This is a genomic window from Pseudomonas sp. R3-41, assembly GCF_054161485.1.
Map to the genome: position 1 here is coordinate 2,576,045 of NZ_CP096421.1, position 21,001 is coordinate 2,597,045.

The 21,001-nt window shown below is 56.8% G+C and carries 16 protein-coding genes; 11 read left to right on the plus strand and 5 right to left on the minus strand.

Features of this window, described 5'->3' with window-relative positions:
• Window positions 1-2,616 carry a PD-(D/E)XK nuclease family protein gene (locus tag M1D99_RS11650; protein ID WP_458132131.1) on the minus strand — a complete coding sequence of 872 codons (2,616 nt, stop codon included), beginning with the start codon at window positions 2,614-2,616 and terminating at the stop codon, window positions 1-3.
• A gap of 466 nt (window positions 2,617-3,082) precedes the next feature.
• Window positions 3,083-3,247 (minus strand): hypothetical protein, encoded by a 165-nt coding sequence (locus M1D99_RS11655; RefSeq protein ID WP_165933340.1) that lies wholly within the window; start codon window positions 3,245-3,247, stop codon window positions 3,083-3,085.
• A 144-nt stretch (window positions 3,248-3,391) separates the two neighbouring features.
• Between M1D99_RS11655 and M1D99_RS11660 the strand changes: the two genes are divergently transcribed.
• The 3 genes from M1D99_RS11660 (at window position 3,392) to M1D99_RS11670 (ending at window position 5,245) form a co-directional block, all read left to right on the plus strand.
• A complete protein-coding gene (locus M1D99_RS11660; RefSeq protein WP_458131825.1) occupies window positions 3,392-4,009 on the plus strand; it encodes a tetratricopeptide repeat protein in 618 nt (205 codons plus the stop codon).
• Entirely contained in the window at window positions 3,999-4,256 is a 258-nt protein-coding gene (locus tag M1D99_RS11665) for a hypothetical protein (RefSeq protein ID WP_458131826.1), read from the plus strand. Before M1D99_RS11660 ends, M1D99_RS11665 begins: the two co-directional genes overlap by 11 nt.
• 236 nt (window positions 4,257-4,492) lie before the next feature.
• On the plus strand, window positions 4,493-5,245 hold the full coding sequence (locus M1D99_RS11670) for an SIR2 family NAD-dependent protein deacylase (RefSeq protein WP_458131827.1): 753 nt from the start codon (window positions 4,493-4,495) through the stop codon (window positions 5,243-5,245).
• Between the two features lie 28 nt (window positions 5,246-5,273).
• On the opposite strand, the gene M1D99_RS11675 is transcribed toward M1D99_RS11670, so the two are convergent.
• From M1D99_RS11675 to M1D99_RS11685, 3 genes are all read right to left on the minus strand, one after another.
• On the minus strand, window positions 5,274-5,810 hold the full coding sequence (locus M1D99_RS11675; protein WP_458131828.1) for a GIY-YIG nuclease family protein: 537 nt from the start codon (window positions 5,808-5,810) through the stop codon (window positions 5,274-5,276).
• Between the two features lie 34 nt (window positions 5,811-5,844).
• Window positions 5,845-6,867 (minus strand): helix-turn-helix transcriptional regulator, encoded by a 1,023-nt coding sequence (locus tag M1D99_RS11680; RefSeq protein WP_458131829.1) that lies wholly within the window; start codon window positions 6,865-6,867, stop codon window positions 5,845-5,847.
• 83 nt (window positions 6,868-6,950) lie between these two features.
• Window positions 6,951-9,047: an AAA family ATPase gene (locus tag M1D99_RS11685; protein WP_458131830.1), complete on the minus strand. Its 2,097-nt coding sequence runs from the start codon at window positions 9,045-9,047 to the stop codon at window positions 6,951-6,953.
• Window positions 9,048-9,270: 223 nt separating this feature from the next.
• On the opposite strand from M1D99_RS11685, the gene M1D99_RS11690 reads away from it, so the two are divergent.
• From M1D99_RS11690 to M1D99_RS11725, 8 genes are all read left to right on the plus strand, one after another.
• Entirely contained in the window at window positions 9,271-10,485 is a 1,215-nt protein-coding gene (locus M1D99_RS11690) for a hypothetical protein (RefSeq protein WP_458131831.1), read from the plus strand.
• Complete coding sequence (locus M1D99_RS11695; RefSeq protein WP_458131832.1) at window positions 10,482-12,476, plus strand: hypothetical protein; 1,995 nt, start codon at window positions 10,482-10,484, stop codon at window positions 12,474-12,476. The genes M1D99_RS11690 and M1D99_RS11695 overlap by 4 nt, the downstream gene beginning before the upstream one ends.
• On the plus strand, window positions 12,460-13,743 hold the full coding sequence (locus M1D99_RS11700) for a DEAD/DEAH box helicase family protein (RefSeq protein ID WP_458131833.1): 1,284 nt from the start codon (window positions 12,460-12,462) through the stop codon (window positions 13,741-13,743). Before M1D99_RS11695 ends, M1D99_RS11700 begins: the two co-directional genes overlap by 17 nt.
• Window positions 13,744-13,782: 39 nt before the next feature.
• Complete coding sequence (locus M1D99_RS11705; protein ID WP_458131834.1) at window positions 13,783-16,212, plus strand: helicase-related protein; 2,430 nt, start codon at window positions 13,783-13,785, stop codon at window positions 16,210-16,212.
• Between the two features lie 115 nt (window positions 16,213-16,327).
• The gene (locus M1D99_RS11710) at window positions 16,328-16,486 is read left to right on the plus strand and encodes a hypothetical protein (RefSeq protein ID WP_458131835.1); all 159 of its coding nucleotides are present in this window, start codon (window positions 16,328-16,330) and stop codon (window positions 16,484-16,486) included.
• 54 nt (window positions 16,487-16,540) lie between these two features.
• Window positions 16,541-17,608, plus strand: a complete 1,068-nt coding sequence (locus M1D99_RS11715; protein WP_458131836.1) for an ATP-binding protein — start codon at window positions 16,541-16,543, stop codon at window positions 17,606-17,608.
• On the plus strand, window positions 17,608-18,852 hold the full coding sequence (locus M1D99_RS11720) for a hypothetical protein (protein WP_458131837.1): 1,245 nt from the start codon (window positions 17,608-17,610) through the stop codon (window positions 18,850-18,852). Before M1D99_RS11715 ends, M1D99_RS11720 begins: the two co-directional genes overlap by 1 nt.
• Window positions 18,849-20,996, plus strand: a complete 2,148-nt coding sequence (locus M1D99_RS11725) for a hypothetical protein (RefSeq protein WP_458131838.1) — start codon at window positions 18,849-18,851, stop codon at window positions 20,994-20,996. The genes M1D99_RS11720 and M1D99_RS11725 overlap by 4 nt, the downstream gene beginning before the upstream one ends.
• Window positions 20,997-21,001 lie beyond the last annotated feature (5 nt).

The following is a 21,001-nucleotide window of genomic DNA, read 5'->3' on the forward strand; positions in this document are numbered from 1 at the left end:
TCATTGCTCCCATCCGGCCAGGGCCAGGTAGTCGTTGTAGGCTTCCTTGAGGTATTCCATTGGCATCGCTTTCTCGGGCGGTGTTGAAGCCTCGTCCTCTTCAATGCTTTCAAGTGCCACTTCAAAGATGCCCGCGGTGATTTGCGCCTGGCGCCATTTCCAGGCCTCGGTAAAGCTCTGCCAGAGTTCGGGCGTGGTGCTTGGCGGATTGGCGGGCACCCGTTCCGAATCGGCAAATACGCGGTCATCCGGTGTCAGCAGGCGGGCGGACTCCAGAATGAAATACGCCACGGACGGCAACGAATTGGTCTCCTGACGCAGCAACTCGGCATAAATCGCCAGTTGCAAATGGCGGTTCGCCTTGAGTTGTTCGGGATATTTTTTGCCGCCGGCCCACTTCATATCGACGATGGCTCGATGCCCGTCTTCTGTAGTCAGTACCAGGTCGGCAGAACCCGCCAGAGCGCCTCCAGCGAATTGCCCGTCCAACGCCTGCTCTGCGGTTACAATGCGGACATTGGCATTGGCAAAGTGTGCTCGCAGCTGGGTCATTGCACGCAACACTCGGTGGCGCAGGGTCGACAGATCAGCACCGCGCCCCTCCATCAACAGCACTGCCCCTTCTTCAAGCACCACACGCGGGAAATGAGTCGAGAACCACGCGGCGAAGGCCGCCGCGTCCATGGTCAACGCGTCGGCTCGGCTGAAAAAGTGCTCAGCTAAACGGTGAGCAATTGAACCGTTCAGAAGAAAACTGTCGCTCAGGCTGAGGCTCTTGGATGCCTGAATCTTGGCTCCGTATTGCAACAACCACTGATAAGGGTTGAACAGCAGCAGGTTGAGACTCGAGAAAGAGGCTTTTTCCGGTAGAGTTAGTGGCACGTCTGCGGGCAGCTTCCACCAGCGCTTGCGCACCGGTAGGGGGCTCGACAGCCGGGGGTGGCAGAGTGGGCTTGGCGCAAGCAGAAGGTCCTCTAACAGGTGTACCTTTGGGTGCTGCACAACCGCTTCGATCATCTGCCAAAGTGGATGACTTTCCTCATGTGGCGGCGCCAGCGCCAGCGTTAGATTGCGGTTCGCGGCCAGCAAAGGCCGTAGCCAGTCTTGGGCCGCTTGAGCCAGCAGCGTTCCACCGTCGGGCAGCGCCACTCCTGCATTTGCGAGTTGCAGCAGTTCCGCCTTGGACCACGGCGAAATGGCGGGCAGTGCCAGCATGGCCAGATTCCACCACACCACTGTGTCCGAGCTCTCAATGGCGGCCCCCGGGCGGGAAACGGTCGAATGAGCGCCGACCTGGGCGGCCAGTAACGGATTATCCGTGCCACTCGCAGTGGCCTGTTCGATCACCTGCTGCAACTGCCGCGGACGCAACCGCTCGACGCCTTGAAGTTGAAGCGTCTCTAGTGTTTCCAAAGCAGCTTCGCACTGCGCATAACCCGCCCGAGCAGCTAGGCTGTGTGCGGGTTCTTCATGGCCCAGGCGCGGTTGAAAGAACGCCAGCAAGCGCTGGACACGCAGCAGCACTTCGCTCAGCAGCGCGCCTTCATCAACACTGAACGTGGGAGCTTCGAGCCAGTCGCCAATGGATGTTCGAACACGAGACGCTTCGGCACCGTAGTGTTCTGCGATGCGCTCCAGGACTGCATCCCATTCGGCTCCGACAATACCCGGCATACTCGATACCTTGGTCGCCAACTGTCGACGGGCAAACAGCCGAATCGGGCATATCGGATGGGTCAGAAACTGTAATAGCGCCGGGTAATTCAGTGGCGCCCAAAGCAACTCCATTGCCAAAGGCAATACCTGCAGGGCCGGCCGCAAATCGCTGCTGCCATTCAGGCCATGGCGAGCTTGGTTTGCACCGACTAAATGACCATCAAGGCAGCCGCCTTCGGCAGCGGCCACCAGCAAGGTCTGCACGCTTTCATCCAGCGAGCGGCTCAACCAGCTCGCCGCCAACACTCGAGTCTGTGCCTGAACTACCTTTACCGTGCCGTCCTCTTGCCACGGCATCGGTGTCACGCGCTCACCGGCAATGCTCTTGCGCAGTTGCGTCTGCAACTGGCCTAGGAAGCCTTGCGCCGTGCCCACGGGCACCTCAAGGCGCTCGTGCGGGAGTTGATGCAGTACCGCTTGCCAACCAAGTGGGTACACCTCCCAATCGTCAGCCAGCAGCACATTCTTGATCGGTGGTCGCCGCACAGCCAAAGCCGCGGCAACATTGTGCAGGCGTTGCCCAATCGAGGGCGCGACTACCTCGCGGGCTTTCATCTCTACCTCGCTAAGGTCCTTCAGGCGTTGGCTGGCATCTGCCTCCACGCGCCCATCCCAACCGTACAGATACAAGTCATCTCGCCAAGCCAGCAATGCAGCGGACACACCCAGCTCATCAGCGGAAAAACTGGCGCTGTAGAAACGCTGTGCGTTGTTGCAGTGTGCCAGGCAATCCCGATACGCCGCTGTACGCTGCGCCGCGCAAGGCTGGTGTGCTGTCAGGCCCAGTTGGGTTTCCAGAATATCCAGAAACCCCTGTGGCCCGATCGTCAAAGCGCCCAGCTGATTGCTCGCCCGGGTTGCCCGTTGACCATCGAGTTGCATACCGAACGTGATGAGCATTTCAGACACGTTGACGCTCCTTGTGAACGTTGAGGGTTCAACACACCGCTATCGGTGAGTTGTTGTACCGACCTAAAGACGAAACACATTTAGCGGCTGGCGGCTACCGTACGAACGAGGTGCGACGGATTGCGTCGTGGTCGACACGTTTGTCAGCGAAGGCGCTGTTCTCGCCATATTTGCGACTTATCCAGGATTGAGCCAACTCAGGGCTTGATGAACACGTAAGGCGAGGTTGGGGTGGTGGGCGTTGCGTTCGTTGTGGTGGCGAGTCTTGAGCGACTGGTAATCCATTCCAGGAGTTTCCTTGGGGCAGAGGATGTCCGCTTGGCCTTGATTATCGAGGCTGTATCGGCGGATTAGGCTCAGGCTTGAGCATTCGGGGATACTCAGTCCAGTGCATTCTCGCGCAGTGTGGCGATAAGCTATCACTTGTTGAGGGGAGGGATCCACAGGTGGAGAAACGTCAGCGAACCTGAGTGGGAGCGTTGAAACACTTGTAACCGGGATACTGGGCTTCGGCAGTGACCTTGGCCATGGCCGAGCTCACTGCTTGTACGGTGATAGTGAAATTGGCTTGCGGACCGGCAGTGGCGATGGAGCGTTGCATGAAGGCGCTGTAGGTTTTCATGAGTGCTGGCTCTGGGTTGTATTGATGAGCCTTCATTGTTGTGATCAGCCGCGACAGGATGTGTCGGGATGCGTGTACGACACAAAATGTCGTTGTCATTTCGATAATGAGCCCTATCGAATGATCAACCGGAAGGCTGTCCGAATGAGCCCTGATGAAAAAGTATTCCAGTTTCTGGATGCCCTGTTGCCCGATGCCGAGAGCATGCGGTTTGTCGAGTCGCGGTCGCCATGCGTTGCGGATGCAGACATTGGCATGCCGTCCTTGAGAGTGTTGAAAGCACCTGTGGATGGCAATCTTGCTTACCTCACGATCAAGGCCGCGAGCCCCATGGTCACCATGGTCGATCCCGCGTTGCTGCGCATTCTGTATCGTTCGCTACGCGATGACTCGCTCGCCTCAGACCCGGATGCGCTCAATGATCTTGGCTGGCTATGGATCAACGGTCGTCGCGTCCCTTTCGATAGCGTCCTCGCTCGGCGGTTATTCAAACTCGCGTATGTGTTGGGATCGGGTGAGGCGGCATTCAATCTTGGCGAGCAAGCCTGGTATGGCCGAGGCATGTGCGTTAACCAGGACCTTGCGACCAGTTACTACGAGCAGGCCTATGAGCGCGGCATCACGTGTGCGGCGCAGGCGTTGGGGCGTTTGCATGAAAAAGGAATGGATGGCCAGGCGCCAGACTTTGCCAAGGCTACGCACTGGTACCGGCTGGCAGCCGGAGCTGCGTCTGCGTCAGGAGAAAAATACTATGGGTTTTGAGAGTTGGGCATCGATGGCGATGCTGGGGCTGATCCTTTCAGTGCTGGTTGCGCTGTACACGCGATGCGGCAAAACCTGGCGTTTACTCAGCGATTGGCATGTCACTGCGCAGGAGCGTCGAACTCGCGCGAATTGGCATGCCGAGGAAAATCGTGAGCTCAGATCAGCGCTGCGAGCGGAAAAAGCTCATGTGGAACAACTACAGCGCAAGGTGGAAATTCTGCAGGCCTTGCTGCCTGTGGCGTAAAGCGAGCGTCACAGAGGAGGAATGACATGCCCATAAGACCAAGACCCTTCACATTTGTCTGTGGCAAATGTGGCTGGAAGAATACGGTCGTGCCACTTAGCGATGCCCTTGGACCGGGGGATTGGTGCGATCGATGTGAGAAATGTGGAAACGAAGCGTTGGCCCGACAACCGGCCAATATGATTGATCGTACGTTGGCTGAATGGTTTGCCCGGTTACGTAGATAGGAGGAAGTCATGATCGAATTCCAGGGGCAGCGTTTGCGTGATGCTTTCCATGTGGTCGTATTTACTGGCGCGGGCGTTTCTGCCGAGAGTGGCATCCCGACGTTTCGCGACGCCTTGACTGGCTTGTGGGAGCGTTTCGATCCAGCGGTATTGGCCACCGCCGACGCATTTCGCAACGACCCAGCGTTGGTGTGGGGATGGTATGAATGGCGACGCTCAAAGGTACTTACCGCCAAACCGAACCCCGCCCATTTGGCTGTTGCCGAACTCGCTCGGTTAGTCACCAGGCTGACGGTCATTACTCAGAATGTCGACGATCTGCACGAGCGTGCGGGTTGTCATGGGGTGATTCATTTGCACGGCAGCCTCCACTCACCGCGCTGTTTTGCGTGTGCCCGGCCTTATAAGGGGATCACGGATCAGTTGAGTGAACCTGCAGACGTACGCAGGATCGAACCTCCTCGCTGTCGACACTGCAACGGCAAGGTCCGGCCGGGCGTGGTCTGGTTCGGTGAGTCGCTACCGGAGCAGGCATGGCGTGAAGCGCTGGCGGCCGTCAGAGATTGCGATCTGCTGCTTTCGGTGGGGACTTCGGGGCTGGTACAACCAGCGGCGGAAATTCCTCGGATCGCCAGGGAACATGGCGCTGTAGTTGTGCATGTCAACCTGCAGCGAGAATCGGTCCAGGGAGAAAGGGAGTTCAGTCTGGTAGGCAACGCGGCAGAAATACTGCCGCAGTTGCTTGCTCAGGCAAACGAATAGCGGACGCCTTCAACGGTCAGCGAATTGCTTAACGAGCGCCCTGTCTGCCGAACATGGGTTTGTTCGAGGCCCACAAGCCATCTTCTATCGCCTGGACGACGGCACCGTCGATCTCTTTGCTGAATCGCCAGGCTTGAATACGCAACATTCCCTCAAGTTCTGGCAGCCAGTGGCAGAGCTGCATGGCGTAGGTGCTTTTGCTACCGAAGCCAAGGTGTTGTTTGATCCGCGAAACCAAGTCGGAGGAACTCCCGACATACAGCAGCGCCGAGGCGGGATTAAGACGGCAGTACGCCCGATCGTTTTTCCGATTCAACTTGGCCTCTTTAAAGGCGCCGTGGAGCTCTTCGTTCACATTGTTTTCAACTGAAAACTGGTAGATGTAGCGTGCATCAGCGCTGCACCATTTCGTCAGGGATTTCAGCGTTTGTGCGGGGTAGTCCTTGCGGATCTCGCTGAAAGGAATGCATACGTCATGGTGGCAATCAATAGCTGTGCCTTCGACGATTTTGGCCAGACTCCGGAGATTGCTGGCGATGTCGGTCAGGGTCGATGGTGTGAGCATATGCGTCTCCCTTTTTAGTGTTCGAGTCGGCGGCTTACAGCAGACAGTTTTCTGGCCCATACGCCGCAGCGGCGCGGCGCAATGTATCGCCTACCTGTTGGCGTAGTACTGCCGGTTCCTGCACGATCAAAGAATCGCCCAACGACAAAATCCACCAGTGCAATTGCCAGGTGTTGTTAACAGTAGCCTGGACCTGGTAACCGTCCGACAGAGCTTCAAGCGCCATGTCTTTACTCAATGGTGTCTCTCGAATCAACCGCGCCTGGTGTTCACTCACCCAAGCCTTGAAGAGGATTTTTTCCGGCTTTCCGAACTGCAACGCATCGGTATCTAGGTAGGTTTTCAGTTCAAACGATTCCAGGCCTTGGCATGGAGTCTCGAGTACGGTTGCTTCACGAAAGCGATGCACCGCGAACTGACGGACATCGGTGTAAGGCGCGGCAGTAGCGATGAGGTAGGTAATTAGCCCGCGCTGGACAATTGCCAGCGGGTTGAGGGTTAGCTCACTGATTTTGTCGTTGTGCGCTGAGTAGTATTGGCAATGTACCTGCTGCTCGCTGATCAGTGCGTGTTGCAGCGCCTCCAGTGTTTCTGCACGAATTTCCGGGGCACGAAGGTTAAAGTCTGGCCGAACGCTTGCGACTTTGTCGGGCCAGCGAGCGGCGGGGTTGCCGTCTTCGAGACCTTTGAGCTTTTGCCGGGCGTGCTCGAAACGTGGCTCTAACACGCTCAGCATGCTGCCTGGCAGAAGGGGGCGAACAGCATCCTCGACCAGTGCGAGACTCACGGCTTCAGTCAAGGTGATGCCCTGCAACTCGACGCTCACGCCCGGCTTCCAATACCAACCGTATGGCGTGCCGCCATCGTTGCACTGCAATGGAAACACCATGGACAGGTCGCGCAGGTCGCGCTCGACGCTACGGCGGCTGATGGAGTAGCCAGCGTCTGTCAAACGAGTCAGCAATTCGCTCACGGTGATGCCGGGGGCGCGTTTGGGCAATTGTTGCAATAGTTCCCATTGGCGACTCAAAGCGGTATGGGTCTTGGCTGAAGGCAAGAGATTCATCCTTGTAGTGTGAAACTAACCCTTGGCTTTTGAGTAAGCCGGTTGTCTGCCTATCGGCGACAACCCGGCAACCTTTAGTTTGGTGAATGTATGAAACCGATAGGGCGTTGCTGCCCGGTGGACTTCAATCGGCACTCGGCAAGCAGTGCGCCTGCCAATTCATCCGCGCTGGCGAATGGCTTGAAGCGCCCCCGGCGCGCGACCGCCGCGAAGTCACCGGGAGTCAGGTATGTCTCGCCGCGCAAGCGAGTCGCAGCACTGTTTTGTGGGTCCTTGAGCGCCAAAGCCTTCAGATGTGCGGCAAACAATGTCTGAGCCTGAGCGGTTGCCAGGTAACCGAAATGCACCTTCAGGTCGAAGCGCCGCAGAGAGGCTTCATCCAGATCGAGGATCAGGTTAGTGGAGGCGATGAACAACCCTCGGTAGCTCTCCATTTGCGTGAGCATTTCATTGACCGCTGTGATCTCCCAGCTTTGCCGCGCCTTGCGCCGGTCCTGCAAAAAACTGTCGACCTCATCCAGCAGGAGTACGGCGTCTTCTCGTTGCGCGAGCTCGAAGGCGCCCGCCAAGTTCTGCTCAGTCATTCCCACGTAAGGGGATACGAGGTCAGAGACTCGCTTGACCATCAGCGGCTTGCCCAGCTCCTGCGCCAGCCAGTGGCCAAATGCGGTTTTGCCAGTGCCGGGTGGCCCGTAGAAACACAACCGTGCCTGTGGATGAGAGCGCAAACCGTCAACCAGTCCGTCCAGTGGGAGGTCGGCGTTGATCCACACCGGAGAATAAAGCGCTGGCAAAGCGCCGTCGGTGTGCTGAAGTTTTTCGAAGCCTTGAGCTTTCAGCGTGCCGTCGACAATGCAGCGAATAGTGTTATCCAGCGCCTTGCTGGCGCGCTGCGACACGCTGCGTCCTACGCGCACTGCCCGCTCCAGCACGGCAGGCGTCATTCGCTCGTGTGCACTGAGGTGTTCGATCAACTGATCGCTCAATTTGCCACCGCCACACTCGCGCAGCATCCGCTTGCGTTGTGCCAGTGGGGGGTTGGGCACCTCGATCACTAGATCGAAGCGTCGTATATGGGCGGCGTCGATAGCCTCTATGCTGTTGCTCAGCCAGAAACACGGCAGCGTATTTTCTTCCAGCATGCGATTGATCCAGCCTTTCTGCGAGCGACTATTGGCGTCTGCGCTGGCGGTCTGGAAGATGTCTTCGATCTCGTCAAGTACGAGCAAGGCGCGTTGAGAATGCAGCACACTGTTGGCCGCGCGCAGGGAGCACAGACGTTGCTTGGCGGACACCGGGTCACCTTGGCTGTCAGTGCAGGCGACTTCATAAAGAGCGCTGCCCAGGCTGTGAGCGATCAGACGACTGAGTTGAGTCTTGCCAGTACCAGGCGGGCCATACAGCAGAATGTTCACACCTTGACGCCCTTGGGCCAAGGATTTGCTCAGGTAGCGTTCGGCGATGATCAGCGGCTGTCTGACATGACTGTAATGCTCCCAGCTCAAGCTGCCAGGTGGACTCAATCGGAACGCATAGGCGAACAGCTCCAGTGGCGTGCCTTTGCTGAAGCGCAGGAGGCCAGGCAGATCCGGGTTGCTAACCGACAACATCGAACTCAACGCCATGACGGAACGGTGGTTGTTGCTTATTTCCAGCAGTCCGGTGCGCATCAGTGGGCTGTTATGCGCCAGGCAGGCCTCGACCTCCGGCAGCGGCAGGCCCAATAGTACGGACAGCACTTTTATTGCACGGTTGAGTCCCAGCATCCCCAACTGATCTGTAGCATCACTGAGTGTCGGATCGGTGTGCATCAGCACGCAAAAACCGAGCACCTGGAGCTCTGCGTCGGCCAAACCCAACAATTCTCCCAATGCCTCAAGATTGGTCGCCAGGCTGTCCGGGTAGGGCGCATACAGGGGATCGGCTTTGAAGCTACGAGCGCCTTTGCGCAGTGTCGCCAAGGCAAGTGCGGGGCTGTAATTATCGCCGTCTATCCATTTGGCCAGACCCAGTTCATGCGCCAGATCCTCATCATTGAGGCCGTGTCGGCTGATAAAGGTGCGATGTCCACCCAGATCCAGCAGCAGTTGGAAACTCCACTTCAGCGATAGCGCACAGGTGTCAACGGCGCGGCGGCTGCCGTGTGCGAAAGGGTTTAATCGGGTTCCCATGCTAGATCTCCTGATGCTGTGGAGGCGGCAGGGTAGGACGAGCAGTGGTCAGGATGTGTCGTGGTTGTCGTGCGTATTGAGTGATGTCATATTGCCTGCTGCTCTCGGCGACCCACTGGATGCCAGATCACTGCAGACGACACATCTTGTCGGTGCCTGGTGATATTGCTGGTTTGAACACCTTGTTCAGTCCGGCGTCAGCCTTCTCAAGGATCGAGTTTTCATGCTTACCGTTCTATCTCTGCTGGATAACAGGCTACGTCCTAAAGGATCACGAGATCCCTTGGCCATCGAGTCCATCTGGAGCTCGGTGGGGCGAAAGGCGGTGGGTAACCTGACAACGGTCACTAGCCGCACGAGCCATTTCATGGTCGCGTTGCTGGCCTGCCGATATGCCCATACAGGCACGAAATCTCGTCCCCTTGAAGATGTCCAGCAGCGGTACGCACGCGCCGAGCAACTATCGGCTTACCTGCGACTTCATGACTCTGTTAAAGCAGGGCCACTGGGAAGCCAGCTTGCTATCGCCAATCTCAAGCGCGACTCGATGGAATTGGGCATACACAAGAAGGCGCAAATCCTCAGCAATCAACTCAGCTATGGGCTGTGGGGGCTGTATTCCTCCGCACTACAGGCAGCGGGTCTTATCAAAGGCAGTGAAAGACGACTGACTGACCGAGGTGTGGCGTTCACGGATCTTATGTTGCAGGTGTTTGGTGACTCTCGGTGGCAACGCTTCGAGGATTTTGCCGGCCGGAACAATGTGACCCGGGCGCAACTGTCCCTGTTGGCGCCCGACTTTGCCGCGCTGCTCAATGACAAAAGCGTACGCAAGCAAATCGTCCTGGCGCTGCTGAATTACCAAGGGGCTGGCCCCCTGCAAGTCGCGTTGTTCGAGGCGGTTAACGTGTGGCTCCTTTTGCCTGGCGATAAATCTTCAGTGCGCGATTTCATTCAGTGGGCACTGACCGAGCACAGCGTCGACCCCCAATTGCAGGATGTTCTAAAGCAAATTTTGCTGTTGCAACCAGTGCTGGTGTTTGCCAATACGCTTGTTGGCTGGTTGCAAAGCCAGAAAGGCCGCAGCCGCAGCGATTTGATCGACGACTTGAGTCCACGGCTCACGGCGCCATTTCTACCGTTGGACTGGAGCAGGCCGGGGCTGCCGCATTTATCGTTCCTGCAGAGCCTCGTGGAGGCTGCCAACGGCGGCGATGCCGCTTCGGTAATCGAGCAGATCGTCATCCAGAACAGCCTAGTGATGGGCCAGAGAGGTGGAGCCGCGTGGCTTCACTGGGAGGCAGACAAACTCAGGGTTCGGGTTCCCGTGGATCGCGCCTGGTTGCCTGAGGATCTTTGCGGTCATTGTGGAAAAACCTGGGATTACAGCTTCTTTCTTCATTCCTTCCTGACCATTGCCAAGGCAGGCCAAGAATGAAATCACACACCATCAGTGATGCGTTCCGGGCCTGTATCGGTGAGCGCGAAGTGACCTCGGCTTTTTTCACAACCTACAGCTTCGAGCCAGACTTCTTCGAGCTTGAGGTCATCCCGCTGCTACTGGGCGATCAGGCACTTTCAAGCCAGAGCGATATTCGCTCGATCCAGCTGCAGGCATTGATGCAGGACAAGGGCAGGCGCTTTGCCGTGGTGCATGACGTGGATGTATTCAACCCCACGGCAGGCAGTCGCCTCGAAGTCGATTATTTGCCCGTGCGGATCGGCGGGGGGGGGCAACACGCCAAGATGGCAATGTTGGTTTTGCAGGAAAAGGGCGATCAGATACCGACGATTCTGCTGGTGGCAGGGTCATTCAACCTGACCAAGGCGGGGTGGTGGGACAACATCGAGGTTGGACATTTTGTCGAGCTGCAAGCGACTCGTGCGCCTGCCAATATTCTTGAGCCCATGCGCCGTGCACTGCGATTTTTTCAGGCAGCCGCGCCCACCCCTGTCCTGGATGAAATAGTGAATGTGCAGGCCGGCTGGTTGGCGAGCGCCGATGATCCCGATTGCAGCTTCTATTTCTCCGGGGCTGCTTCCAACCGTTTGGCTTTCCTCGACTTCATTGGCCAGCGCCCACATACGTTGCCCGCTGCCAAGGATGCAGCCACGTTGGAAATCGTCAGTCCTTTCTTCGGCGAGAAACCGGACAGTGGCGATACTCAGAAACTGATGAGCCTGTTCCCGACAGTCCGTTTGCTGCTGCCTCGGGATGAGGAGAAGCGGGCACTTGTCGATCCTGGGGTATTTGACGCGTTTAATACCGATCAATGGTGCGGCTGGGCCTCTGCCTGGAACGATAGCCACCAGGTCATCGGAGCCCCCTTTCGCCGGGTACATGCCAAGATATTCCAGGGGCGCGGCAAGCGGTCGTGGCAGTTTGTGGGGTCAGTGAATTTCAGCCACAAGGCATTCCGGGAAAATGTCGAGGCTGGTTTTCTTCTGCAAGGAGGCGATTTCCAGCCATTGCTGGAGCCTTTGACGGCCCTGCCTTCGGGGTTTGCCCCGGACCCGGATTTGCATAGCGCTGAAGCTTCGGAAGGACTGGCAATGCCGGTCTTGCGCCTGGCATACGACTGGAACAGTCAATGGCTGGAAGTGATAGCACAGGATTCTATCAGCGGTGAGCTGACATTGCTGGACAACCCAACGCCAAGCCTTGGCTCAATTGTTTTCGCACAGACAACTTCGGGCAATGCGTTTCTGCCTGCATTGCGTGACCATCTGGAACGCTCTTCTCTGGTCAGGGTGCGCTGGCAGTCAGGTGCCGAGTGCGTGGAGCGTTACCTGATGGTGACGCAGCGCAACATTTACTGTCGTCCCAGCCAGTTGCCGGCGATGGACCTGCAAAGTCTATTGCGTTTGTTCATCGAGATGCGCCTTACCAAAAAAATCAGCCAGTTCGGTGAGCTGGCTCAACAGATGCTTAACCTCCGTGCCGCACTGGGTGCGACGGATGAACAACTGCCGGAAATGATGGACGCGATTGAAGCCAAAAGCTTCTTCGCGGAGTTCTCGCAGGTCAATGGCGCGTTCTGGCAATTGGAACGCACCCTTGCACTGGCGGCAGACGAGAACAGCGCAAAAAAACTCGCGTACTACCTCGCTGGCTGCCAGCCCGACTCTTTGAAGGCCATGCTGGAGAGCGTGGAAGCGGGGGGCGGTGATGAGGAAACGGTGGTTGTGCGCTATTTGACGCTGGTCAGCATGCAAGGCTTGTTGGCCCGATATCCGCAGCACAGCTGCGCGACCCTGACCAGGCGCGTACAGGCACTCATCGCTGAACTGGAAAATGACGAACTGTTGTGTCATCTCGACGAGGCCGAAGGTACGCGTTTTTTCGAATGGTTCAGGACTCAATTTCAGCGTCCCTTGACCCCTGCAAATTCACGGAAGAAGGATGTCTCTCATGCAGCGGATCAATAAAGCCACGGCCGGGGCCGTCATCGATTTTTCAGGTGGCAACCCTGAACTCAAGGGATTGGCTGAGCAGCAACTGTTGGGCGCGGTCGCCCTGTACAACAAGCTCGCGGACCATCAGGTGGCGTACCTCGCCGATGAAGTGGGGATGGGCAAGACTTACATCGGCCTCGGTGTCGTTGCATTGATGCGGTATTTCAACCCCGGTTTGCGTGTCCTGTATCTGTTGCCAAAAAACAACGTTCGCGACAAATGGATCAAGGACTATCGGGCGTTTGTACATAGCAACTACCGGCTTGAGGATATGGCGGTCAAAGGCCTGGGTGGGGAGCCGGTCACTCCGTTCAGAGCCTGTCACAATTTGTCTGAGGTGGTTCAGACAGTGGCGAGTGGCAACGAGCGCGATCTATTTATCTGCACATCAGCCTTCAGCTTTGCAATGGGAAATACCGTAGCCGACATGCTGCGTTGGACACAGCGATTTGAGGAGTTGATGCCTCAACATCGCAAGCTTCTGGAGAAGATCGTCAGGCAGTTGAACACTATGGACGGCAGAAGCAATCCAGGGGGACTCAAGCGGCAGGTCAAGGATGTCTGGGTGAAGGCGTTGGGCGAGATGTTGCCCCGCTTCGATCTGGTGGTAGTGGACGAAGCGCACAACCTGCGTGCTGGCCGTGAAAGCAGCGACCGTAATCGCTTGTTGGCGACCTTGCTGGGCGACAACAAGCGTATCAAGCGTCTTTTGCTACTGTCGGCAACACCCTACGACCGCCATCTTGAACAGTTGCGCAACCAACTCGCGTTGTTCGGCTTCCAGGGGTATGCGGCTCTGCCGGAGGGCGGCGATCCGGCCGACCCCGACATGCACGCGGCGCTCAGTCGCTTGTTCGTACGTCGCCTGAACACGCTCACGCTTGATCAGGTGGCTCACACCCGCAACATGTATCGTCGTGAGCATCGCAGCGGCGAGGCTGCGGAAGTGAAGATGACCGTAGCGCAAAAATTGTTCGCCGCTCTGCTGCAAAAGAAGGTGAGCGAGCACTTGCAGGAGAACTGCTCTAATCGTTTTGAGCTGGGTATGCTGGCGTCGTTCGAGAGTTACCTGCCTGGCGAAAAAAACCGGCCGGTAGAGTTCGATGGTCATGAGGCCGCGGACGAAGGCGATTCGTTACGGGATGCGGCAGACCGCAGCGTCGTGGAATATCTGGTGAACGATTACGAGAACTCCTTCAAACGCAGACCACCGCATCCAAAAATGGACAGTGTGAGTTAACAGACGCATCGTCTGGCGTTTGTCGAAGGCAAGAAACAGTTGATTTTCGTCCGCCGTGTGCGCAGCGTTTCCGAGCTGAAGTTCAAGCTCGAAGAAGCCTACGACGATTGGATTAGTGCCTACATCGTCGGCGACAATGCCATTGTCAAAAGTTACCAGCTATACCGAACGCGCACGGTCGAACGTAGTCACTCCCTGATCGAAAACGATGTCGCTGACGTGTTCGATGCACCGGCAAGCAGCGACAATTTCTTTACCTGGTTCTATCGTGGTCAGAATCCGGAGCTGGCCAGCATCAAGGGCCTGGGGCAGTTGCCCCACAACTTCCGTAGCACGCTGTTGCAGAGCCGATTGTTCGAGGCTAATTGGTTATCTTTGCCGGGCATGCCCGCCATGACGTCGTTGAAAATCGATTGGAGCGTGATCGGCAAGAGCGAGTCTGTCGCCAGCCCCGGCCAACGTTATCGATTGGCTCAATATGCGTATCTGCGGGCAGTCGCAACGCGTGACGATGCAGCCGCGACAGTCGCCAAGTGCGTGTTGAATGTGTTGTTCGAAGGGTTTCAGGCCACTTGTGACTTGGCTGATCCTTCAGTTCTTGCCCGTGAGCTGGAGCGTTCAACACTCTGGGATAGCCTGCGGCGCCATGACGAACTTGCCGTACTTGCACCCCAATGGAGCCCAGAGGTATTTACCCAACTTGCCACTTTGAACAATGGTGCTGTTGATCGGCTGTTACGCAGACTGAATACCCATCAGGAGCTGCTGGGTGCCCTGTGCCGTGTGGATCATCCTTTCATTGATCTGTATTCGCTCAGGAACGCTCGCAGGGAAAAGGACGGTGACGCCGACGGCCTGTTCATAGAGGCACTGGTCGAGCTGTTGGGCGTTCAATGCGTGAAACACACCCCGTTCAGCAGTTATCAGATACTGCGCGATACCGTCGTGAACCTGGATTTGTTGATCAAACTCAACTTTCCGGAGATTTACTCCCGCTCGGTCAGCAGCCTGACCAAGTACCTGGCCACCCAGGTCCGTTCCACTTCACCCATTCGCGGAGCTACCGGCGAGAACAGCGCCAGCCGTACAGCAATTGCCACGCTCTTCCGCATGCCTGGCTATCCACGTGTGCTGATATCCACCGATGTCTTTCAAGAAGGGGAAGACCTACATACCTTCTGCGACAGTGTCGTGCATTACGGTATTTCCTCCAGCCCCATCGCTCTGGAGCAAAAGGTCGGCCGTGTTGATCGGGTCGGGTCACTGGCACATCGGCGCATGCTCTCGGCCGGCACCGATTATGCCGAGCATTTCATTCAGGCGGGCTTTCCGCACATCCGTCAAAGCATGGAGTTTTATCAGGTACGCCAGGCTGCGGCCAACATGAACGCATTCATTCAAACGCTGCATGCCGTGGGCCACCAGGGACCCAGGTTCAAGCGCGAAGTGGAGCTGCATGAGGAGTTGGTGGACCAGGCGCCCGTGAAGCCGCAGATCCTCGATTTTCTCACCAGCCATTATGAAATCACTGACGAAGACCTTCAGGGCGATGACCGCAGTGAGGCGATAAGCAATCAGGCCAGTGTCATGACGCGGCGTCTGGCTCATGTCAAAACCCAATTGGGGCCCACGCTCAGAGATCTGACTGGCGATCCGCAGGCTTTCGTGAGGGACGCTGGAAACGGCTGGCATCTGTCGACGGCGGATTTCGACACGCCGAGCGTTACCGTGCGCAGCGCTGTTGGCATGGCTGAATTGTTGGTAGCCGCGACGATACCTCGCGATATCGACGAACCAGGCGACATCCTTAGCCCCATCGGCCGCGTCCGCTTCCTCAAGACCCTGCAAGCAGACCCGTTCAGACGGGTGTTGCTGGCGCCGGCAGCCGAAAAAACCAAGCGATTCGCTTTGCAGTACAACGCCGAAAATTACGCGGGCAGCGATGGTGTTCTAGTCGGTGACGAAATTCTCGACGTCTATCGGCGTGTCTCAGGCTCGAGTTCTACATCCAGCAAACGCACCGAGGAAACGGTCGCGCGCATCCACGGGATGGTAGACAGACTCGTACACGACACTGAGCGCATGAGCGTAAGGCGGCTTTCGACGTGGAGGCTTGAGTTCCATTTCAAACTGGAGGGGCGATACCAATTGGTAAGGTGGGGGTTCAAGGGCCAGTACGTGGTGTTCACCTCCAAGGTTGTCGATCACAAATGGACTAGAAAATTGGCGATGTTCAAACAGTTCAGCCAGTCACCGCTGGTGGAGCACACGCTTGGACGCAATTGCCGATTCGATCTGGTGGACTTCCATGTCGACCAGGACGAGGAGCTGAGCGTGCGTGCGTGTCATCTAGTGCAACATCTGAATGATGAAGAGTTGATGCACATTGCCCATCAGGTCGCATCTCAGGCAGACAGGCTGGAGCACGTATTGATGGGGCGGGAAGGGGAAATCGGGGACGACGACTGAGTATCACCGCCAGGTTGAGTATTTTTCGTGCCTTTGAAATCTGCTGCTCGGCCCCGACACAATCTGTCGCGACCGGCTCGTAGGCTGAGCACAGACCACAAGAGAGGGATGCGAAATGCTGAAGAACGTGCTGGCTACCATCGGTTTGGCCGTGGTGCTCAAAGCGAGCTTTGATCTGTATCTGAAGTACAAACAGATGAGCGAGAGAATGATACCTGGCGCAAGTCGGCCACCGGCCGGGAGTGATGTGCTAATTGCCTGGCTTTTTAATTGATCCAAAAAATCTTCAAGTTCGACGTCTGCTGTCCGATAGCTTTCTGATGCGCCGATGGGTCTCCAGCGGCTCAATGAAGACACTGCCTTCGGACTTCCGCAAGCTTCTCTTGCAAGGCTGAAAAGCCCAAAAGCTCAAATCAATGGACTGGTGATTACAGTGTCCTCCAGAGACTATCTCTATCAGAAGTTACGGCCTGAGCTGTTGGCCGCCACCGAAGAACCTCCCGCCAAGACTGCGTCCGCATCGCGAAGCACATTGCCTCGCTTCACACTGGAGCGGGACGTAGTGCTTTCGCCGCAGGTCAAGCAACAGCTCGATGAAGCCTTGGTGAAAATTCACCACCATCACACCATCTACGTCACCTGGGGCTTCGCTGAGGTCGACCCTTGTGGCAGCGGTACGATCCTGAACTTTCATGGCGCGCCGGGTACTGGAAAGACGCTTACGGCCGAGGCCTTTTCCGGGAGTATCGGCAAACGGCTTATCAGCGCCAGCATTGCCGACCTAGAAAGCAAGTTCATGGGCGATACGTCAAAGAATATTGCGCAGTTGTTCGAGTCGGCGCGTGCTGAAGACGCCGTGTTGTTCCTCGACGAGGCCGATACCTTGCTGGGTAAACGCTTGTCGTCGGTCACCCAGGGCATTGATAACGAGGTCAATGCCATGCGCTCCACGCTGCTTATCGAGTTGGAGAAGCACACTGGCATCGTGATTTTTGCGACTAACTTTGCGCGCAACTATGACAGCGCCTTTGTCAGCCGCATTTCTCAGCACATCCGTTTCGAACTGCCTGGCGAAAGTGAGCGGCGAGCACTATGGGCACGCATGTTGGTACCCGGAATTCCTCTGGCAGAGGAGCGCGAAGGGGTGCTTGACGTCCTCGCCGCAGTGTCTGAGGGACTGTCGGGTCGTGAAATACGCACATGTTTGAGACTGGCTTTGCCCAAGCCCCTGCTGGCCCATGGCAACGGGGTACTGCACCAGGCTCATCTACAGGAAGCACTCGCTCAGCTATTGGCTGCGCGTCAAGACATTCACACTTCGCGACCCGAGGTTGGTCTCGGCACCGTCGCGGCGACACGTAAAGCATTGGGCATTCATCAAAGGAGCGATAGTTAATGGGCTGGTTTGATTCTCTCGTAAGTACGGTTTCAAACGCCGTGTCGTCGGCGTTTCGTGCTGTTAAACAAACAGTCAGCAAAGCCGTCAAATGGCTTGCCGACGAAGCAGAAACCTTTGTCGGAGAAGTCAAACGGCTTTACCAGGCAGCCAAGCCTTACATTTCCAGCATGCGCGTAGGGCTTCGGACCCTGGCGACCCATGTGCCCTGGCCGTGGGTCAAAGCCTTGAGTCTGGGTCTGGAACGTGCCTTGGCTGTACTGGAGCACCTGGATACCCACCCGCTGGCCGCCAAGGTGCAGCAGGCCATCGATTGGGTGATCGCTCGAGCCCGTGAATGGCAGAAAAAGTTGCTGGATGAGCAGGAAATCGCTGAAGCGCAGGCGCGGGAGCGGGATCTGAATGCTGCCATGGCCAAAACCCAAGGCCCAGAGCGCGAAGCACTTCAGGCGATTGCACTGACCAACCGTTACCACTTGGTCAAGGCATTGACCAATCGTCTGATCGAAACGGAGGCGTTCGTGGATTTCGACCACTACCTGCGCGTTCGCGCAGTGCAGAAGCTGCTGCAGGTTTACGAAGAACAAATGACCCAGCTTGAAGACATCGGCTCCCTGAGCCAGGAGCCGCTATTCATTATCGATGTCGCCGCCCAACTGATCGAAGCGCGGGCAGAGTTGAACGATGCTGACGTGCAGCGTCTGGATGAACTGACCGTCAAGCACTTTGACAAGGCAGTGATTCCGTTTGTGTTCGAGGAGATGATCCTGGTGTGGGGCCTGGATTTGCAAAATGCCCAAAAAGCCTGGGAAGAGCTGAATAAACGAGTGGTCAAGGACCGAGTGCTCAAGCGCCGCCTGGAGATGGAGACGGAACTGGAACCACTGGAAGCAGAAGAGGCGCGGATGCTGGACGATCTGCGCATTCTGTTGCCGCGTGACGAAGCTCAACTTGAAGCGATGGGCAACGAGACCCGCGCCAAGCGTAATTATGTGTTCGCCGCGGAAGGATTTCTGCAACTGCTTGAGAAAAGCGAGGAACAGCTCGTGGCCGATGATCAGGAGTATTTGATCGACCACGGTGGCAAGGTTGGCGAGATTCTGGTGCGTTGCGCTCAAAACGGCGAGAAATGGGAACGCCTGAGCCCAGAGGAGCAGTCGCTGATTGTCAGCTTCGCCAATATTTTCGAGACCGACTGCAAGAAGCGTACTGATGCCTTCAGAGTGATTGAGGTTGCGGCATGATTGGCGAAATCCTGCAGTTCTTGACCCCTTCGCTGAGCAATCCTCTGGAAGTGTTTTTTTTCAGCATCATCCTGTTCGGTCTGTTGCTGTCGCTGATTACTTCACAGGTTTTCGGTCAACCGGCGAAGTGGGAAAAAAACTGGCGCGGCGGGGCTCGGATCAACGCGCTGGACATTGAGCACGGATCCATCGGTGAGTTGAGCCACGCTGTCGCCTCCGGTTGGGAGCGCTTTGCTTCCAATATGCCGGGCTTGCTGTTGATCATCGGGCTGCTGGGTACGTTTCTGGGCCTGGGCCTGGCGTTGGACAAGGCATCCACCATCCTTCAAGGACATGACGACTCGCTCAACGCCATGAGTGGTTCCTTGACCCAGCTCACCGGTATGATGAAAGACCTTGGCACCAAATTCAAAACCTCTACCTGGGGGATCATTGCCTTCATTATGATCAAACTGTGGGAAACCGCACCGTGGTCAGCGGAAAGCAAGCGCACTGACTGGTGCTTGGGGCACATGAAAGCTGAGATTGATCTAAGTCGCAAAGTCGCGCTAGCACTGCATGCCGAACGTGATCAAGTGAACCTGATGGCCCTCGAGACGGTTGGTACTCGTCTGGTAGAGGCGTTCAATGCCCAAGGCCTGCTGGTGGCCTCCGAGCTCAAGCAGATAAAGGCAGTCGAGTTACAGAACGGTAAACAATCCGAAAGCCAGTTCACAGCGCTGGGTGAAAGGCTTGCCTGTCTGGCAGTCGAAAATGAACTCGGCCGTAAAGCCTCGCAGGCGCTGCGCAAGGAAAGTGAGCAAGAGAATCGGGCCGCACTGGAAAATGTCGGTACGCGGCTGATTGAGGCATTCAACACCCAGGGTCTACAGCTGTCGACCGAGCTAAAACAGCTCAAGACGGTTGAATTCCAGAACGGTAAACAGGCCGAGAGCCATTTCAATGCGCTGGCTACCCGGCTTGCCGACCATCATCAACAGCTCGGTGAGATCGCCAGACTCAGTGAAAACCTTCCACGAATCGCCGAGATGAGTACTCAGCTCAGCCGCTTGGTTGAGGTCGAAGAGAGCCTCAAGAGCCTGCAGACGCTCGAGATGCAATTGGGCGAAGTGGCGGACAGCACCAGGGCGTCGAGCGAAAGTCTGCAAGGTTACGTGGAGGCCAAAACCGACAACTTGCTACGTCAGGAGGCCGCGGTACAGTTGATGGGCGAGTCCGCCACGCTACTGGCTGATTCAGCTGGGCTGCTTAAAGGCGGTGTGCAGGTCATGCAGGAAAAACTCAGCGGCGCGATTCACTCGCTGAATGAGGATTTCGCCGGGCACTTGGTAGAAATGAAGGTGAGCATGGATGGCAACATCACCCGGCTGGGCACCGTCATGGAGACTATCGAAGAGAGCCTGACCGGCACCATTAGCACGATGAGCCGTGATTTTACCCAGAACACCCAGGACATGGCAGCCAACCTGAAAGGGGCGACCGACAATATTTCCACTGCGGTCCATCAGTTGTCAGAGCACGTCGGCATCGTGGTCAACGAAGTCAAGGTGACCACTGAAAGCGCCAAGGACATGCAGAAGAAAACCAGCTCCCAGTTCTCCCTCACCAGCGCCACGCTCAACGAAGCGATTGAAGTCATGAGCTCCAATATGGATGAGCTCGGTAAGAGTATTTCGCAGGGCCTGAAGGAGGCGTCCGAGGCAGGGCAGAAGATGGATGCGGTGGCGAAAAAGCTGGTGACCTTCCCGCAACTCGCCGAGCAGTTCACTGCGCTCAACGTGCAATTCAAAACCATGACTGACCAGGGTACTAAAACCCAGGAGGCACTGGAAGCCTTGCCGGCCAGGCTGACCCCTTTAAATGCAGGCGTCAAACTGCTCGAGCAATTATGTGATTCGGCGCGTCAGCTGCCCCCAGTTATTCAGGACGTGAAGGCAATTGCGGAGTCGCATCGTCAAGGCCAGCAAACCATGAACGCTCTGCCTGAACAGTTGGCGGCCAATATCGACAAGCAGTTTGCCAATCGCATCCAGGTATTCAGCGAGGCGGCACAGTCGACGGTGACGTTGCTGGGCCGACTCACGGCGGACTATGAACCTGCGCCTGCGAGTGGTTTGCAGACCGATAAAGCTCAGCTGGCGTAATCGAC

What these genes read in the sequence shown, in the direction of transcription:
- M1D99_RS11650 (WP_458132131.1), bottom strand. Translation starts at nt 2,616, where the DNA reads ATGCTCATCACGTTCGGTATGCAACTCGATGGTCAACGGGCAACCCGG.
- M1D99_RS11655 (WP_165933340.1), bottom strand. Translation starts at nt 3,247, where the DNA reads ATGAAAACCTACAGCGCCTTCATGCAACGCTCCATCGCCACTGCCGGT.
- M1D99_RS11660 (WP_458131825.1), top strand. Translation starts at nt 3,392, where the DNA reads ATGAGCCCTGATGAAAAAGTATTCCAGTTTCTGGATGCCCTGTTGCCC.
- M1D99_RS11665 (WP_458131826.1), top strand. Translation starts at nt 3,999, where the DNA reads ATGGGTTTTGAGAGTTGGGCATCGATGGCGATGCTGGGGCTGATCCTT.
- M1D99_RS11670 (WP_458131827.1), top strand. Translation starts at nt 4,493, where the DNA reads ATGATCGAATTCCAGGGGCAGCGTTTGCGTGATGCTTTCCATGTGGTC.
- M1D99_RS11675 (WP_458131828.1), bottom strand. Translation starts at nt 5,810, where the DNA reads ATGCTCACACCATCGACCCTGACCGACATCGCCAGCAATCTCCGGAGT.
- M1D99_RS11685 (WP_458131830.1), bottom strand. Translation starts at nt 9,047, where the DNA reads ATGGGAACCCGATTAAACCCTTTCGCACACGGCAGCCGCCGCGCCGTT.
- M1D99_RS11690 (WP_458131831.1), top strand. Translation starts at nt 9,271, where the DNA reads ATGCTTACCGTTCTATCTCTGCTGGATAACAGGCTACGTCCTAAAGGA.
- M1D99_RS11695 (WP_458131832.1), top strand. Translation starts at nt 10,482, where the DNA reads ATGAAATCACACACCATCAGTGATGCGTTCCGGGCCTGTATCGGTGAG.
- M1D99_RS11700 (WP_458131833.1), top strand. Translation starts at nt 12,460, where the DNA reads ATGCAGCGGATCAATAAAGCCACGGCCGGGGCCGTCATCGATTTTTCA.
- M1D99_RS11710 (WP_458131835.1), top strand. Translation starts at nt 16,328, where the DNA reads ATGCTGAAGAACGTGCTGGCTACCATCGGTTTGGCCGTGGTGCTCAAA.
- M1D99_RS11715 (WP_458131836.1), top strand. Translation starts at nt 16,541, where the DNA reads ATGGGTCTCCAGCGGCTCAATGAAGACACTGCCTTCGGACTTCCGCAA.
- M1D99_RS11720 (WP_458131837.1), top strand. Translation starts at nt 17,608, where the DNA reads ATGGGCTGGTTTGATTCTCTCGTAAGTACGGTTTCAAACGCCGTGTCG.
- M1D99_RS11725 (WP_458131838.1), top strand. Translation starts at nt 18,849, where the DNA reads ATGATTGGCGAAATCCTGCAGTTCTTGACCCCTTCGCTGAGCAATCCT.